The following is a 15,581-nucleotide window of genomic DNA, read 5'->3' as shown; positions in this document are numbered from 1 at the left end:
TTGGCATCATTAGTTTTTCTTTTGATGCCAATATCCTTGCTGATGTACATCCGCTCGTATAATCGGCACAAGAAGAATCATTTTATTGAGAAAGAAAACATGCGCCAAAAATTTGAGTCGGAAATTTTGAAAACGCATATTGAAGTACAAGACCAAACCATGCAAACGATTGCCACTGAACTACATGATAACATTGGGCAATTACTAAGTTTAACAACTTTAACGCTTAACTCCATTCAAATAACAGATAATGAAAAAGCCAGCGAAAAAATTTCCAGTTCTTTATCGCTGGTGAGTAAATCCATAAAAGAAATAAGGGAGCTTGCCAAAATTCTACATGGTGAACAAATTGTAGAATCGGGAATTGGAAATGCAATTGAGCAAGAAATAAGCTGGCTACGCAAAATTGAAGGTTATACATTACAAGTTACCAATGATTTACTTCAAATAAATATCACTTCGCAGGATAAAGATTTAATCATTTTAAGATTATTACAAGAGATAATAAATAACATAATAAAACATGCCCAAGCCAGCACAATTCAGATAGATACCAGCTTAAAAAACGAGACTTTACTTTTAACCGTTAAAGAAAACGGTATAGGTTTTAATTATGAAGATGCGGCAAAGCGAAAAACTGGCATGGGTTTAAATTCAATTAAAAAAAGGGTTGAAATGATTGATGGGAAAATAGATGTAATTTCAGCTCCAGAAAAAGGCACTTCAATTTTTATAGAAATTCCATATCCTTAACTATGAATACAAATACCTTCCGCATTGCAATCGTTGATGACCACACACTGTTTCGCCAAGGGCTTGCAAATCTTCTTTCAGAATTTGATGAGATAGACATTATTTTTCAGGCTACAAATGGTGTTGATATGCAAAATCAAATTAAAGCTCATCCAGATGTTCAGCTTATATTAATGGATATAAACATGCCTGTTATGGATGGTTATGCCGCTACCCGCATCGTAAAAAAAGAATATCCTGATGTAAAAGTGTTGGCCTTGAGCATGCATGAAGAAGAGAAAGCAATTATTGAAATGTTAAAAGCCGGAGCAGGTGGTTACATTTTAAAAGGATCTACCCCGTCTGATTTAGTTGTTGCTATAAAAGCCATCATCGAAAAAGGATTTTTTATTAATGAAATGGTATCCGGAAGACTGTTATTTTCATTAAAAAAAGAAGATCCTAAACCAATAATTACCGAAAAAGAACATACTTTTCTACAGCATTGCAGTACTGAACTTACCTATAAAGAAATTGCCGATTTGATGAACATCAGTCCGCGAACGGTAGATAATTATCGCGAATCTTTATTTGCCAAGCTGAACATTAAAACAAGAACCGGCCTTGTTGTGTATGGAATTAAAAACGACTTAATAAAAATTTGATATAAATTTCTTTCTGAAAACTTGCGTAACTAATTAATTAGTTCTATCTTTAATACAACGGGTAAAATTTTATTCGTTCCTATAATCAAGAAATAAAATGGATATTAAAGATTTAACCAAAGCCGAAGAACAGATAATGCAAGTATTATGGCAGTTGGAAAAAGCATTTGTTAAAGAAGTAATTGACGAGTTACCAATACCTAAACCAGCATACAATACAGTTTCAACAATTATCAGAATATTAGAAACTAAAGGTTTTATAGGCCATGAAGCTTTTGGTAAGGCTCACCAATACCATCCTTTAATTAGTAAAGAAGAATACAAGCGCCATGCAACTGAAAAATTGTTGGGCAATTACTTCGAAAACTCAGTAGAAAGCATGTTTTCATTCTTTGTAAAAGAAGAAAAGTTAGATTTAAGTGATGTGGATGAAATTCTTAAAATGATTAATAAGATTAAACACAAACCAAAATGAGTTTCGCCCATTACCTTTTGCAGGTAAACTTGTATCTGATAGTATTTTATGGATTTTATAAATTATTATTAGACAAGGAAACCTATTTCACGCTGAATAGAATCTATTTGGTTGCAGCAGGCCTTTTATCTCTGTGCATCCCATTTATAAGACTAGAATGGCTAACTACACAAAAAGCGGCGCAAAACGTTTATGCAACAGTGAAGTGGGATACAATTCTGGAACAGGCTACTGTTGTTTCTGAAGCGCAAAATGGCTTTAATTGGGCAAATTTATTAGTAAGCATTTACTGTGCAGGAATTTTATTTTTCCTCTGTCGATTAGTTATTAATCTCTTATTTGTTAAAAAATTAATACAAACGGCAAAAGCCGGATCTGCCTTTTCATTCTTCAGCAAAAAAGTAATTGATATATCATTACCAAACAGTGATATTATTGATAGCCATGAAGAAGCTCATGTTAAGCAATGGCATAGTTTTGATATTTTATTTTTTGAAGTGATAGGTATACTTACCTGGCTAAATCCAATAATATATCTTTATAAAAAAAGTATTAGAAACATTCACGAATTTTTAGCTGATGAGCATGCTGCAAGTTATCAGGGCGACAAAGCTGAGTATGCTATGTTAATTTTAAGCAAATCTTTTGGGATAAACCAAAGCGCATTAACAAGTAATTTTTTCGAAAAATCTTTAGTGAAAAAGCGCATTTATATGTTACATAAAGAGCGTTCAAAAAAAACAGCTGTTTTAAAATACGGCATTTTCATTCCCCTATTCGCTACTGCAATTTTATTCTCTTCTGCAACCATCAGAAAAAATGAAAATTTGATTTCTCTTGCAGCAGAAATTCCTTTTGATAAACCCATTGCCTTTGTTGAAGACATAGTTATAAAACCAATAAAAATTTCAGCGCCTGAAAAAGCAAAAACTGTAGCTAAGCATGCCTCCGTTAGTAACAACTGGGAAGATTTCTACAAATTTTTGGCTGAGCATATCAAGTATCCAAATAACGCTCAGGAAAAATCAATAGAAGGTACAACGCATATTATGTTTACAGTTAAAAACGGTAAAATTACCGATTTAGGCTCGAAACAAGATTTAGGCGAAGGCTGTGATGAGGAGGTTATGAAAAATATTTTAGCCTATAAAAATTTTAAGGCTGTTAAGGATGGAAATTATGCTTTCAAAGTAGCTTTCAGCCTAGGCGAATCTCAGTCGGGGAACGAAGATTTATCTAATCAAAAAATTGATGGATATAAAGAAATTTCGCCACTTCAAATCATCGGATATGTAAGGAACAACGAGGAAGTTATAGAAAGAAGAGATAAAGTTTATGATTTTGTATCTATAGAAAAACAACCCGAATACCATGGCGGAATTAAAAATTTCTATGATTACTTAAGTAAAAATATAAAGTATCCCGAAGACGCAAGAGAAAATAATATTCAGGGAAAAGTGTTTCTATCTTTCACTGTAGAGAAAAATGGCAAGCTTACCGATATACAGATTGTAAAAGGCTTAAACGAGAGTACAAATCATGAGGCCATTAGAGTTTTAGATGAATCGCCTAACTGGACACCTGGCATACAAAATGGAAAACCCGTTAGAGTTAAATACAATTTATACATAAATTTCACTTTAGATAATTCTGCAAAAACAAAATCAACACAAGTTGTAGACAATGGAAATCTTTCCATCAAAGGAATTCAAAATCTATCAGAGGCCAATAGTCCATTGGTTGTTTTAGATGGCGTAACACAAGGTAAAGATGCATTGAAATACATAAGAACAGAAAATATAGAGTCTGTTTCGGTATTAAAAGATCAAGCTGCCACTACTTTATATGGTAATAAAGGAGTAAATGGTGTAATCCTTATCACAACAAAGTTGGATAAGAATAAGTTGCTTAAAGCCGTTGATAATAAGATAGCACCTTAAAACTTGTGTATATTTTAAAGTCTAAATTATAAGGATATGAAAAAAATATTTTTCTTAGCAGTTCTAATTAGTTGCCTGGCAACAGCTGGCATTGCACAAACAAAAGCAGACTCAGCTAATGTTAACAGCGTAAATATCATTATACGAAACTTAGGCGATTCTACTTCAAAAAGGCCTTTGCTATATGTTATTGATGGCGTAAAACAGTTTGACACGGATTTTACCATTAAAAAACTCAATCCAAACGATATTAAAGCCATAACTGTGCTAAAAAACGATAAAGGTTCTAAACTCTTTGGAAACGAAGGTAACAATGGAGTGGTTTTGGTAACTACAAAATTTGGTTTGAATTCGCCTGAAAATACGCTGCTTCGGGCAAGAATTAAAGCGCTGAATACTTATGCTGATAATGGTGAGACATCAAAGCTGGCACTAAAAGGCGATAATTTAAATGATAGTTCAAAAGTAAGAATTTACTCACATAACGCTCCGTTTAAAGGAATTAATGCTGGAAAGCAGACCAATCAACCGTTATACATCGTAGATGGTGAAAAAGTTGAAAGCGCTTCAATCGAATTGCTCGACCCAAATACAATTCAATCTGTTACAGTGCTTAAAGATAAAGATTCAATTATTAGTTACGGTTTAGCTGCTTCAAACGGAGTTGTTTTAATTACAACTAAGGCAACAAAAAAGGCTTTAAAATCAACAGAACCAGACCAGAATTAGAGAATTTATACCCGAAATAATTAATGTTCTTGTTATAACGATTATTAACAAAAGGAACATTTCAACACAAAGCCCGGCAATAAGAAATTGTCGGGCTTTTATGCTTTCTCTCCTGTCTCGGAGTATTAAAATTAAAAAATCTTTAATGTATATGCAAATTTTACAAAATAAAATTTTTAATTAATTGAATTATTAATATGCAAACATAATGATTTTGCTAATTGAACAAATTAATATTTGCTGTTGCAATTTTCTTTTCATTTCTTTTGGATGTAAAAAACTTTCGATTCTTTACATTACATTATTTTTACCTTAAAATTTAGAACTAATTACTTCTGATTGATTGTAAATATTCATCACATAAAAAAGTAAAAAATAAAAAGCCTCCATAAAAATGGAGGCTTAAAATCTTAAATTGGAATGGAATCGTATGCTTTTAAACTTCTTCTTCGCTGGCAAATTTTGCAGTAAAGTAATCTCTGTTCATACGAGCGATATTTTCTAATGAAATACCTTTTGGACATTCAGCTTCGCAAGCACCAGTATTGGTACAGTTACCAAAACCTTCTTCATCCATTTGGGCTACCATGCTTTGTACACGACGATAACGCTCTGGCTGACCTTGTGGTAATAAAGCCAATTGAGATACTTTAGCAGATACGAATAGCATTGCTGAAGCATTTTTACAAGTAGCCACACAAGCACCACAACCAATACAGGCAGCAGCCTCGAAAGCAGCATCAGCTTGTAACTTAGGAATAGGCAATGCGTTAGCATCTTGTGCATTACCAGTATTTACCGATACGAAACCACCAGAAGCAATAATACGGTCGAAGGCAGAACGATCTACGGCTAAATCTTTAATTACCGGGAATGCTTTTGCTCTCCAGGGCTCAACAACAATCGTATCGCCATCTTTGAAAGAACGCATGTGCAATTGGCAAGTAGTTACCAGGTCTTTTGGTCCGTGAGGCTGCCCGTTGATGAACATTGAACACATGCCGCAAATACCTTCTCTGCAATCATGATCAAATACTACTGGTTCTTCACCTTTAGTAATTAATTGTTCGTTCAACACGTCAAACATCTCTAAGAAAGACATATCTGGAGAAATCTCAGAAAGCTTATAATCAACTAATTTACCAGCTGATTTGCTATTTTTTTGACGCCAAACTTGTAGCGTTAAATTCATATTTCCTGTACTCATTTTCTTTAAGTATTGAGTAACGCGTATTGCGTATTGAGATTTAATCTCGCTAAACTTTACACTATACTATTAATAACTTTATAACAGTCGTTTGAGTTTGTCGTATAGTTAAATACGCACATCTCAATACGCTATACTATTTATAATTTCTTTGTGCAACCTTAATGTTCTCGTAGTTCAATTCTTCTTTGTGCAATTCGAATTCACTTACGCCTTTATATTCCCAGGCAGCTACGTATGCGAAGTTTTCGTCATCACGCTTCGCTTCGCCTTCTTCAGTTTGGTGTTCCTCTCTGAAGTGACCGCCACAGCTTTCTTCTCTGTTAAGCGCATCAATACACATCAACTCACCTAATTCAATAAAATCTGCAACTCTGTGTGCCTTCTCTAATTCAGGGTTAAATTCATCTGCAGAACCTGGAACTTTAACATCCGCCCAAAATTCTCTGCGTAAATCCTGAATTTCTTTAATAGCCTGAGTTAATCCTTCTCTGTTACGAGCCATACCACATTTTTCCCACATGATGTGGCCTAATCTTTTGTGAAAATGGTCTACAGATTTAGTTCCATTAATGCTTAAGAACTTATCGATGGTTGCTTTCACATTATTTTCAGCTTCAACAAATGCTGGGTGGTCTGTAGGAATTGGCTTGGTAGCTAATTCTTTTGATAAGTAAGCCCCGATTGTGTAAGGCAATACAAAATAACCATCTGCCAAACCTTGCATTAATGCAGACGCACCTAAACGGTTTGCACCGTGGTCTGAGAAGTTAGCCTCACCAGTGCAATATAAACCAGGGATGGTTGTCATTAAATCATAATCAACCCATACACCACCCATAGTGTAGTGAACCGCTGGATATATACGCATTGGCATTTCATAAGGATTTTCACCAGTGATTTGCGCATACATATCGAACAAGTTACCATATTTCTCTTTGATAACTGCTGTACCTAAACGCATGCAAGTTTCTTTATCAGGGTTATGGTTACCAGCTTTCGAAGCTTCGATACGACCATAACGCTCTGTATTTGCTTTAAAATCTAAGTAAACAGCTAGTTTTGAAGAACCTACACCATAACCGGCATCGCAACGCTCTTTAGCAGCACGAGAAGCCACATCACGTGGAACCAGGTTACCGAAAGCAGGGTATCGACGCTCTAAATAGTAATCTCTTTCATCTTCAGGAATATCTGAAGCTTTACGATTATCATCTTTCTTTTTTGGAACCCAGATACGACCATCGTTACGTAACGACTCCGACATCAAGGTTAATTTCGATTGATGATCTCCCGAAACCGGGATACACGTAGGGTGAATTTGAGTATAGCAAGGGTTTGCGAAAAACGCTCCTTTTTTATGCACTTTCCAGGCTGCAGTAACGTTACTTCCCATTGCATTGGTTGATAAATAGAATACGTTACCGTAACCACCAGTACCTAAAACCACTGCATGACCGAAGTGACGCTCCAACTCGCCGGTAATCAAGTTACGAGCGATAATACCACGAGCTTTACCATCAATTACAACAACGTCAAGCATTTCATGGCGGGTGTACATTTGTACTTTACCCATACCTACCTGGCGCTCTAATGCAGAGTAAGCGCCTAGCAACAACTGTTGTCCGGTTTGGCCAGCCGCATAAAATGTACGTTGTACCTGTGTACCGCCAAAAGAACGATTATCTAACAAACCACCGTATTCACGAGCCAAAGGCACACCTTGCGCCACACATTGGTCGATAATATTTACACTCACTTCGGCTAAACGATGTACGTTTGCTTCACGTGCTCTGTAATCTCCACCTTTAATGGTATCATAAAACAAACGGTAAGTGCTATCACCATCATTCTGATAGTTTTTTGCTGCATTGATACCACCCTGAGCAGCAATAGAGTGTGCTCTGCGTGGTGAATCCTGAAAACAAAAACATTTAACTTTGTAGCCCATTTCTGCTAATGTAGCCGCTGCAGAGGCACCCGCTAAACCAGAACCTACTACAATTACTTCTAAACTTCTTTTGTTCGATGGATTAACCAAAGGCATAGAAGCTTTATATTTTGTCCACTTTTGGGTTAATTCGCCCGCAGGGATATTTGAATTTAATGTCGACATTTACTTAATCTTTTAATTAAACGTTTCAGTTAGCTAATCCAGCCTAAATAGACAGAAATTGGCATTAATGCGAAAATGATAGGAACAATGATTGAGAACCATATACCTATCGTTCTTACAACTGGTGTCCACTTTCTGTGGTTCCAGCCCATCGTTTGAAAAGACGATTGAAAACCATGCAGCAAGTGGTATCCCAAGGAAATTACGCCTAAAATATAAACTACAACTACCCAAAGCTCTTGAAAAATTGCTACAATGCCGTGGAAGGTGTTATGTTCTTCGTGCGAGAAAACAGCAACTTTTGTTGGCCACCAAAAGTGGTAAAGATGCAGCACCAAAAACATTAAAATCAAAGTACCTAACAATCCCATACTACGAGAATACCATTTGCTATTCGCCTGTGGCTTATTGTAAGCATATTTTTCAGGACGAGCCGCATTATTCTGGGCAGTTAGCATTACCGCTTGAATAATATGCAGGATGATTCCGGCAAATAATCCAATCTCGAGGATGCGGACCACAATGTTATGACTCATAAAATTGGCTGCAATGTTGAAGGTTTCACCTCCATCATTCGCAAAAATTAATGCATTTATAGATACGTGTAAAATAAGGAAAGTAATCAGGAAAAGACCCGTTAATCCCATTACGTACTTTCTACCTATAGATGATGTAAAAGCTTTACTTAAACTACTCATTAGATTATTTTATTTATAATTCTTTGTGCAAAAGTATTTAATTATAGTTTCAATTTATAAATGAATATGACAAATCAACGATAAATGATTTATTTAGAAACATTCTAAAGGTTATTTTAATTTTTTCTAATATAAATCTAATTACACACCCAATAAGAATATTTTTAAACAGTAATAAAACCAACTAACAATTTCGTTATATTGCTTTATCTAATTAAATATTCATGAAAAAATTCACCCTCATAATTTTAGCTCTCCTATTGCTTAATTCTTGTAGCAATGACCCTGCATTATTTAAACTCAATGCCAAAAACTTTGGAAAAAATGCCACGATTAGCATCATATCTACAAATGGAGAATTGCTAAAAGTAGAAAACATAAAAGAGAACAATCAAACCTTTCAGGTTAATTTGCCTAAGGAAGGATTTGCAGCCCTTAAAGTTGAAAATGGAATAGATGTTAGAGATTTCTGGTTCCATTTAACAAGTGGCACGTATAATTTAGTTCTCAATGCAGAAGATAACAGAACTATTTACCCCTTTAAGAAAACACCATCAACCCAAGGTGAGGATTTTATTCATTTCTATTCCATAAAAAATAAATTGAACAAGCCAATCACTGATAGTTTACTACTTGCCAAACGTGCGGTTGATGCTGCAGACTTAACCAACATTAATGTAAGAGTTGATGTGTTGGCAGACTTAATGGATCGAACTAAAACATTAGATTTAAATGCAATTGAAACGTTTGCCAAGAAGCACCCAAATTCGGAAAACACTATCTTTCTACTTGATCAATTGGTTGTAACAGACTTAAATAGCGAAAAATTTGAAAAAATATTCAGTTATCTGAGTGATGATGTTAAAAATTCTAAAGCAGGTAAAAAACTTTTAGAGCAAATTACCCGGGTTAATAATAGTAAACCAGGCAATCTTTTTGCCGGTATTGCCGGCGAAACTCCTGATGGAAAAGCTTTTAGTAAAGAGATTTTTAAAAAAGTTAATCTGGTTTTTGTTTGGACATCGTACAATAATCGTTGCAGAACAAATAATAAAGCACTGCTAACGCTTTATAATAAGTATAAAAACCAGGGAGTTGAATTTATTGGTGTTTCGCTGGATAGTAAAAGAAATTGGTGGGTAAATGTTATTAGAGATGATAAATTAAGCTGGCCGCAATTCTCTGATTTGAAAGGCGCAAAATCTCCTAATGCAAAAAACATCGGCAATTATAATGTCCCTTATTTTATGATACTGGATAAAAATGGCAAAATTTTAATGAGCGAAGATATAAGCCTTGAAATGCTTGAAGCCGATATTATTAAATATTTGAGAAAAGTTTCTTAAAATATCGCCCATAAAAAAAGTCCCGATTTGCATCGGGACTTTTTACGATTTATGTATTCGAGTTTTCTTAAGCTACTTTAACATTTACCGCGTTTAGGCCTTTTCTACCTTCTTCAACTTCGTAAGTTACAGAATCGTTCTCACGAACATTGTCGATTAAGCCTGAAGCATGAACAAAAATTTCGGCATCGCCATTTGCTGGGATAATAAATCCGAAACCTTTAGTTTCATTAAAAAATTTTACTGTTCCTTGTTGCATTATATTGTATTTTAATTTGCTATAAAGGTAAGCTTAAATACCTATAAATCAATTTTTTATTTTTTTAAACACAAATAAAATGCAAAAACATTGGTTTAATGGCACTTAGGAGCTAAATCTTTGCTAAAAATAATTAAAGGCTTATGCCATTTTAACCTGAAATTTGAACTTAAAATGCTGTAAACAATAATTTTTTAAGCAATAAAAAGCGTCACAACTTAAGGTTGTAGAATGTCAATTACAGATTAATTGATGATTTTTAACGTAATGTATAGTCAAATCATCAGTAACCTTAACCATAAAAGTTCGATTAAAAACACGTTTACCATCATAGCTTAAAATCAACATATCATCAACCAATTCATGCAAAACCAGTTTAGGACTTGTGTAAGTAATAGATACCACATGCCCCGCCTTGTTTTCTAAATCAGAACAAAAAATTTTAAGTAGTGCCATTTCAAATAAAATTGGTTTACCGGCTTCATCGTATAAAACAGGCATTTTATTGTCAAGCAATTTAATATTTTCAACTGCCGAATCGTGTAATTTTTGATGCAACGAACCTGCTTTACTATTTGCCGCCTGCATTTGAGCAAAAGTATTTAAACCGTTTTTCAAATTAAATATTTTAGACTCCTTTTGAAATTCCTTATACGTATCGTGAAATATCCGTCTTTCAAAATCGGTTTTGCACATGAAATTAAAATATTGTGTAGAGCTGATGTTGATGTTAGCTAAAGCCATAATATCTATTTTGTGTTGCTTAAATAATTACAATAAAAAATGAATTGTTGGTAAACTTCTATTAAATAGTTAAAACCCTAAACTATCATTAGAAAATGAATTTAAAATGAACCCCTTTTCATGTAAAACGAGTAAATGTTCAAAATCGCTTCACTAGCAAAAAAATATTATTAAGAAAAGCAGTTTCCTGTTCTTTTGTTGTCGTTAGTCCTGCTGTTTGTCCAATCTTTTTTAACCTCTTTTACTGCTAAGTTACGAAGCAACAATTTCATTGTTTGCAGATGCTTCGTGCCTCAGCATGGCAAAATATTCAGGCTTACTGCAAACAAAAAAGGATTTCCCTACCATCAGGTTTATATTAATCAAGTTTCTGCAACTATTAAAAGCAAAAATCACAATAAAACGCAAAAAAAATTACCAAAAAAAAAGTCTCGATTTTCATCGAGACTTTTAAATCTTATTTAAGCATTTATTGAGCCGGGAAACTAAAATTAAAAGTTCCATGTTCATTTACACCCGACATGAAAATCATGCCATTTCGGGTTTGAGGCAAAGCTTTTTGAACATCAGTTACACTATTAACTGCTTGTCCGTTTACTTTAGTTATAATTAAACCTTTCTCAACACCAATATTATCGAAGGCTTTTCCGGCAGTTACCGAAGTTACCACAACACCGCTGTTAATTTTCAGTTCAGATTTTTGAGCTTGTGTAGCCGGAGCAAAAGTTGCACCCAACTTGGTAACTTCTGCCGCTTTGTTAGCAGCAGTATTTGTATTTAATCCAACGCTTGATTCACCTTTTAACGTAACACTAACATCTCTTAACGAGCCATCTCTTAACACTGATAATTTAACTTTATCACCAGGATTTAAGCGACCGATTCTTTCTTGTAGATCCGGAGAATCATTAATCACTACACCATCAACTTTCTTAATAATATCACCCGATTTTATGCCTGCTGCAGCAGCACCACCACCAGCAACAACATCGTTTACATATAAACCACTAATCTCTTTAGTTTTTACATCTGATGGATTTTCTGCACTTAAAGGCACAAAATTAACGCCTATGTAACCGCGTTTTACTGTGCCATATTTCATAAAATCATCTACAATTTTACGAGCTAAGTTTACTGGGATAGCAAAACCGTAACCTTGGTTATATCCGCTTTGAGATGCAATAGCAGCATTAATGCCCACCAATTCTCCACTTGCATTTACCAAAGCACCACCACTGTTTCCTGGGTTAATCGCCGCATCTGTTTGTATAAATGATTCGATACTCGTATTAGCCGGACGCTCTGGTCTTTTGCCCGTACGCTGATATTCTCTATATTCTTCTTCAGTAATGCCACCGCCTTGCTGCTCGCGACCAATAATACCAATACTCCTGTTTTTCGCACTAACGATACCAGCAGTAACGGTTGTTTGTAAATCAAGCGGGAAACCTACAGCTAAAACCCATTCGCCAACTTGTACATTATCTGAGTTACCCATTTTCACAACAGGCAAGCCTGTTGCATTTACTTTAATTAAAGCTAAATCGGTATTTGGATCACGACCAATAACCTTTGCTTCCACTTTACGTCGGTCTGTTAACACAACCTCAACTTTATCTGCATTTTCTACAACGTGATTATTAGTAACGATATAACCATCCTGACTGATAATTACACCCGAGCCAGAAGCCGCCTTTGGTTGACGCTGCATTTGACGACCGCCGCCACCGAAGAAATCTTCGAACATATCAAACGGTGATGAACCGCCTTGACTTCTGCTTGATTCTGAACTGTAAGTTGTTTTAATGTGAACAACACCTGGCGCTACAGCCGCAGCTGCTTCTGTAAAATCTGCAGCACCTGCCGATGATACTTTTAATGGATTATTGGCGAAGTACAAATTTTGCTTTTCAGAAATTGTCCCACCGTTTTGGCTACCCTCAAATAGCTTGTAACCCCCAATTGCTGCTGCACCACCTATAAATGCAGCTAACACTGTAATTCCTAATATTTTTTTCATGTGTTAAAATTGTTTTTTATCCCCACATTTAAATTATAAGCCAATTTGCTAGCTAATTGTTTGGTAAACTTATAATAAATGTATTTTACTAATTTATTTTTTGCGAGAGCTTTTCACTTTGATTTAAGCAGATTGCTCAGGCAGTTTTTATCTGCTCAAATTTCTTTTTATGTTTATTCAAATTTAATACCATATAAACGATATTTGCATAACAAATGCACCTGGCTTCGTGTTAAAAAATGTTAAATCAAAAAACATCGTTATAACACTAAGCACTCAGCTCAAATTTTGCATTTAAAAATGAAGCTTTTATGAAAATTAATTTCTACAAATATCAAGGTGCAGGCAACGATTTTATTTTGATTGATCACACCATGGCTCCGCTTGAAAACGTTGATAATAAGCAAATTGAGGAGCTTTGTAATCGAAGATTCGGTATTGGTGCAGACGGTTTAATGTTTGTAACCAAACACGAGAACTACGATTTTGAGATGCACTACTTTAATGCAGACGGTAAATTAGGCAGCATGTGCGGAAACGGAGGGCGATGCATAGTTGCCTTTGCAAAACAATTGGGTATTATTGATAGTGAAACAAACTTTTTGGCAGTTGACGGACCACATTATGCCAGAATTTCAGAAAATGGCGAATGGGTAGAATTGCAAATGATTGATGTTGATACCATGTCTAAAGATGCTGAAGCTTATGTTTTAAATACAGGTTCGCCTCATTACGTTGCTTTCAAAAAGGATTTAGAAAACTTTGATGTTTTTAACGAAGGAAAAAATATCCGTTACAATGAAATTTATGCAGAAAAAGGCATAAACGTAAATTTTGTGGAAGATAAAGGCGACCATTTATTTGTTAGAACTTACGAACGTGGGGTTGAAGATGAAACTTATGCCTGCGGAACAGGAGTTACGGCAGTGGCAATGGCAGTAGCAAAACACAAAAATTTAACGGGACATTTAAAAACAGATATAAAGGTTTTGGGTGGCGATATAAAAATTGAATTTGATTACGATGGCACAACATTTACGAATGTATTTTTATGCGGTCCGGCAAAATTAGTTTTTGAAGGCACAACCGAATAAAATCAATAAATAATTTCAAACCATAATTATTGTGTACTTTTTACACGAAGCGCCATTCTATTTTGCCTTATTTTCCGAACAATCTTTAACAAAAAAATATAAAAAATTAAGCCTTATTAACTGTTTTTAACATCTGTCGCAATTTATTTACACAGCATTTAAAGCTAAATAAAACGCTTTAAACTATTAAAAAACAGTGTTTTACATTCATAAACAACTATTATTAGATTAAAAATAAATCAATCGATTGATTAAATGACAGAATTTGGACAGATTTATTTTTTTTTAGGCTCTATTTTTGGGCATTAATCACGTAAAAAATAGAAGTGCGCTCAGAACACTTTTAGTCCCGGAATTTAAATTTTAATACACACAGAAAACATCCATGAGAAAAGTAACAACGCTCGTTTTTAGTATGAGTATCGCTATGCTGATAGCATCTTGCGGAAATAACGACGAAGCAAAAAAAGCAGCCGCAGCAGCAGCTGCGGGTCCACAACCATACCCGGTATTCACTGTTAATGCACAAACTACAGAATTAAATTCAGATTATCCTGCAACAATTGAAGGGATACAGAATATAGATATTCGTCCGAAAGTTGATGGCTTTATACAAAAAATATTGGTTGATGAAGGTGCTGTTGTTAAAAAGGGTCAATTACTGTTTACCATAATGGCTCCACAATATGAGCAAGAAGTTAGAACGGCTAAAGCTGCAATTAGCAGTGCTGAGGCTGATGTTAACGCCGCACAACTGCAGGTTAACAAAACCAGACCCTTGGTAGAAAAAGATATCATTAGCAAATACGATTTGCAATCTGCAGAACTTACCCTTCAAAGCAGAAAAGCTGCATTGTCGCAAGCTAAAGCGGCATTAGCAAATGCTAGAGTAAATTTAGGTTATACATCAATTACAAGCCCTGTTAATGGCGTTGTAGGCAGCATCCCTTTTAGAAATGGAAGTTTGGTAAGCAGCTCGAGCACAGAGCCATTAACAACGGTTTCGAATATTGCTAAAGTTTACGCCTATTTTGCACTTAACGAAAAACAACTATTAGATTTTTCGACAAAATATAAAGGCAATACGCTTGCACAACAAATGAAAAACATTCCACCTGTTAGTTTAGTGCTTGCTGATGGAAGCACTTATGCTCAAAACGGAAGAATTGAATCCATCAATGGACAGATTAATACCCAAACTGGTTCTGCTAGTTTAAGGGCAACCTTTCCAAACCCAACATCGTTGCTAAAAAATGGTTCAAGCGCTACGGTTAGAATTCCACAAAAGGTAGAAAATGCAATTTTAATCCCTCAAAAGTCTACAATCGATTTGCAGGGTAAAAAGTTTGTGTATGTTTTAGGCGATTCTGCTAAAACCATCAGCACTGAAATTGAGATTATGGATTTAACTAAAGGTAAATTCTACGTAGTAACCAAAGGCTTAAAAGCAGGCGATAAAGTTGTTTTAGAAGGTTTTCAATCGTTAAAAGATGGCACCAAAATTAAACCGGAAGAAAGAAGCTCAGATTCGGTTTATGCTGAACTAAAAAAGTAAG

At 34.9% G+C, this 15,581-nt stretch carries 14 protein-coding genes; 8 read left to right on the top strand and 6 right to left on the bottom strand.

Annotation, left to right across the window (positions count from 1 at the left end):
- The 5 genes from LUA90_RS07315 to LUA90_RS07295 all read left to right on the top strand — a co-directional run bounded on the left by LUA90_RS07315 (position 1) and on the right by LUA90_RS07295 (position 4,541).
- A complete protein-coding gene (locus LUA90_RS07315; protein WP_231458925.1) occupies positions 1-753 on the top strand; it encodes a sensor histidine kinase in 753 nt (250 codons plus the stop codon).
- Positions 754-755: 2 nt separating this feature from the next.
- The gene (locus LUA90_RS07310; RefSeq protein WP_231458924.1) at positions 756-1,397 is read left to right on the top strand and encodes a response regulator transcription factor; all 642 of its coding nucleotides are present in this window, start codon (positions 756-758) and stop codon (positions 1,395-1,397) included.
- A 97-nt stretch (positions 1,398-1,494) separates the two neighbouring features.
- The gene (locus LUA90_RS07305; RefSeq protein WP_231458923.1) at positions 1,495-1,872 is read left to right on the top strand and encodes a BlaI/MecI/CopY family transcriptional regulator; all 378 of its coding nucleotides are present in this window, start codon (positions 1,495-1,497) and stop codon (positions 1,870-1,872) included.
- Positions 1,869-3,812 carry a M56 family metallopeptidase gene (locus LUA90_RS07300; RefSeq protein ID WP_231458922.1) on the top strand — a complete coding sequence of 648 codons (1,944 nt, stop codon included), beginning with the start codon at positions 1,869-1,871 and terminating at the stop codon, positions 3,810-3,812. Before LUA90_RS07305 ends, LUA90_RS07300 begins: the two co-directional genes overlap by 4 nt.
- 36 nt (positions 3,813-3,848) lie before the next feature.
- Positions 3,849-4,541 carry a TonB-dependent receptor plug domain-containing protein gene (locus LUA90_RS07295; RefSeq protein WP_231490672.1) on the top strand — a complete coding sequence of 231 codons (693 nt, stop codon included), beginning with the start codon at positions 3,849-3,851 and terminating at the stop codon, positions 4,539-4,541.
- Between the two features lie 436 nt (positions 4,542-4,977).
- On the opposite strand, the gene LUA90_RS07290 is transcribed toward LUA90_RS07295, so the two are convergent.
- The 3 genes from LUA90_RS07290 to LUA90_RS07280 form a co-directional block, all read right to left on the bottom strand.
- The gene (locus LUA90_RS07290) at positions 4,978-5,748 is read right to left on the bottom strand and encodes a succinate dehydrogenase/fumarate reductase iron-sulfur subunit (protein WP_231458920.1); all 771 of its coding nucleotides are present in this window, start codon (positions 5,746-5,748) and stop codon (positions 4,978-4,980) included.
- A gap of 136 nt (positions 5,749-5,884) precedes the next feature.
- Complete coding sequence (locus LUA90_RS07285; protein WP_231458919.1) at positions 5,885-7,864, bottom strand: fumarate reductase/succinate dehydrogenase flavoprotein subunit; 1,980 nt, start codon at positions 7,862-7,864, stop codon at positions 5,885-5,887.
- Between the two features lie 29 nt (positions 7,865-7,893).
- The gene (locus LUA90_RS07280; protein ID WP_231458918.1) at positions 7,894-8,562 is read right to left on the bottom strand and encodes a succinate dehydrogenase cytochrome b subunit; all 669 of its coding nucleotides are present in this window, start codon (positions 8,560-8,562) and stop codon (positions 7,894-7,896) included.
- 224 nt (positions 8,563-8,786) lie between these two features.
- On the opposite strand from LUA90_RS07280, the gene LUA90_RS07275 reads away from it, so the two are divergent.
- Entirely contained in the window at positions 8,787-9,908 is a 1,122-nt protein-coding gene (locus LUA90_RS07275; RefSeq protein ID WP_231490671.1) for a TlpA disulfide reductase family protein, read from the top strand.
- A 67-nt stretch (positions 9,909-9,975) separates the two neighbouring features.
- On the opposite strand, the gene LUA90_RS07270 is transcribed toward LUA90_RS07275, so the two are convergent.
- The 3 genes from LUA90_RS07270 to LUA90_RS07260 form a co-directional block, all read right to left on the bottom strand.
- Positions 9,976-10,167: a cold-shock protein gene (locus tag LUA90_RS07270; protein ID WP_231458916.1), complete on the bottom strand. Its 192-nt coding sequence runs from the start codon at positions 10,165-10,167 to the stop codon at positions 9,976-9,978.
- A 234-nt stretch (positions 10,168-10,401) separates the two neighbouring features.
- Positions 10,402-10,911 (bottom strand): hypothetical protein, encoded by a 510-nt coding sequence (locus LUA90_RS07265; protein ID WP_231458915.1) that lies wholly within the window; start codon positions 10,909-10,911, stop codon positions 10,402-10,404.
- A 469-nt stretch (positions 10,912-11,380) separates the two neighbouring features.
- Positions 11,381-12,931: a trypsin-like peptidase domain-containing protein gene (locus LUA90_RS07260; protein ID WP_231458914.1), complete on the bottom strand. Its 1,551-nt coding sequence runs from the start codon at positions 12,929-12,931 to the stop codon at positions 11,381-11,383.
- A gap of 311 nt (positions 12,932-13,242) precedes the next feature.
- Here LUA90_RS07260 and dapF point away from each other — a divergent pair, with 311 nt between their 5' ends.
- Positions 13,243-14,025 (top strand): diaminopimelate epimerase, encoded by a 783-nt coding sequence (dapF, locus tag LUA90_RS07255; RefSeq protein WP_231458913.1) that lies wholly within the window; start codon positions 13,243-13,245, stop codon positions 14,023-14,025.
- A 385-nt stretch (positions 14,026-14,410) separates the two neighbouring features.
- Positions 14,411-15,580 carry an efflux RND transporter periplasmic adaptor subunit gene (locus LUA90_RS07250; RefSeq protein ID WP_231458912.1) on the top strand — a complete coding sequence of 390 codons (1,170 nt, stop codon included), beginning with the start codon at positions 14,411-14,413 and terminating at the stop codon, positions 15,578-15,580.
- The last annotated feature ends 1 nt before the right edge of the window (position 15,581 follow it).

Origin of the sequence: Pedobacter sp. Leaf170, assembly GCF_920984665.1 — a bacterium.
GTDB lineage: Bacteria > Bacteroidota > Bacteroidia > Sphingobacteriales > Sphingobacteriaceae > Pedobacter.
The sequence above is the reverse complement of the archived record's forward strand: the minus strand, read 5'-3'. Positions and strand labels throughout refer to the sequence as shown.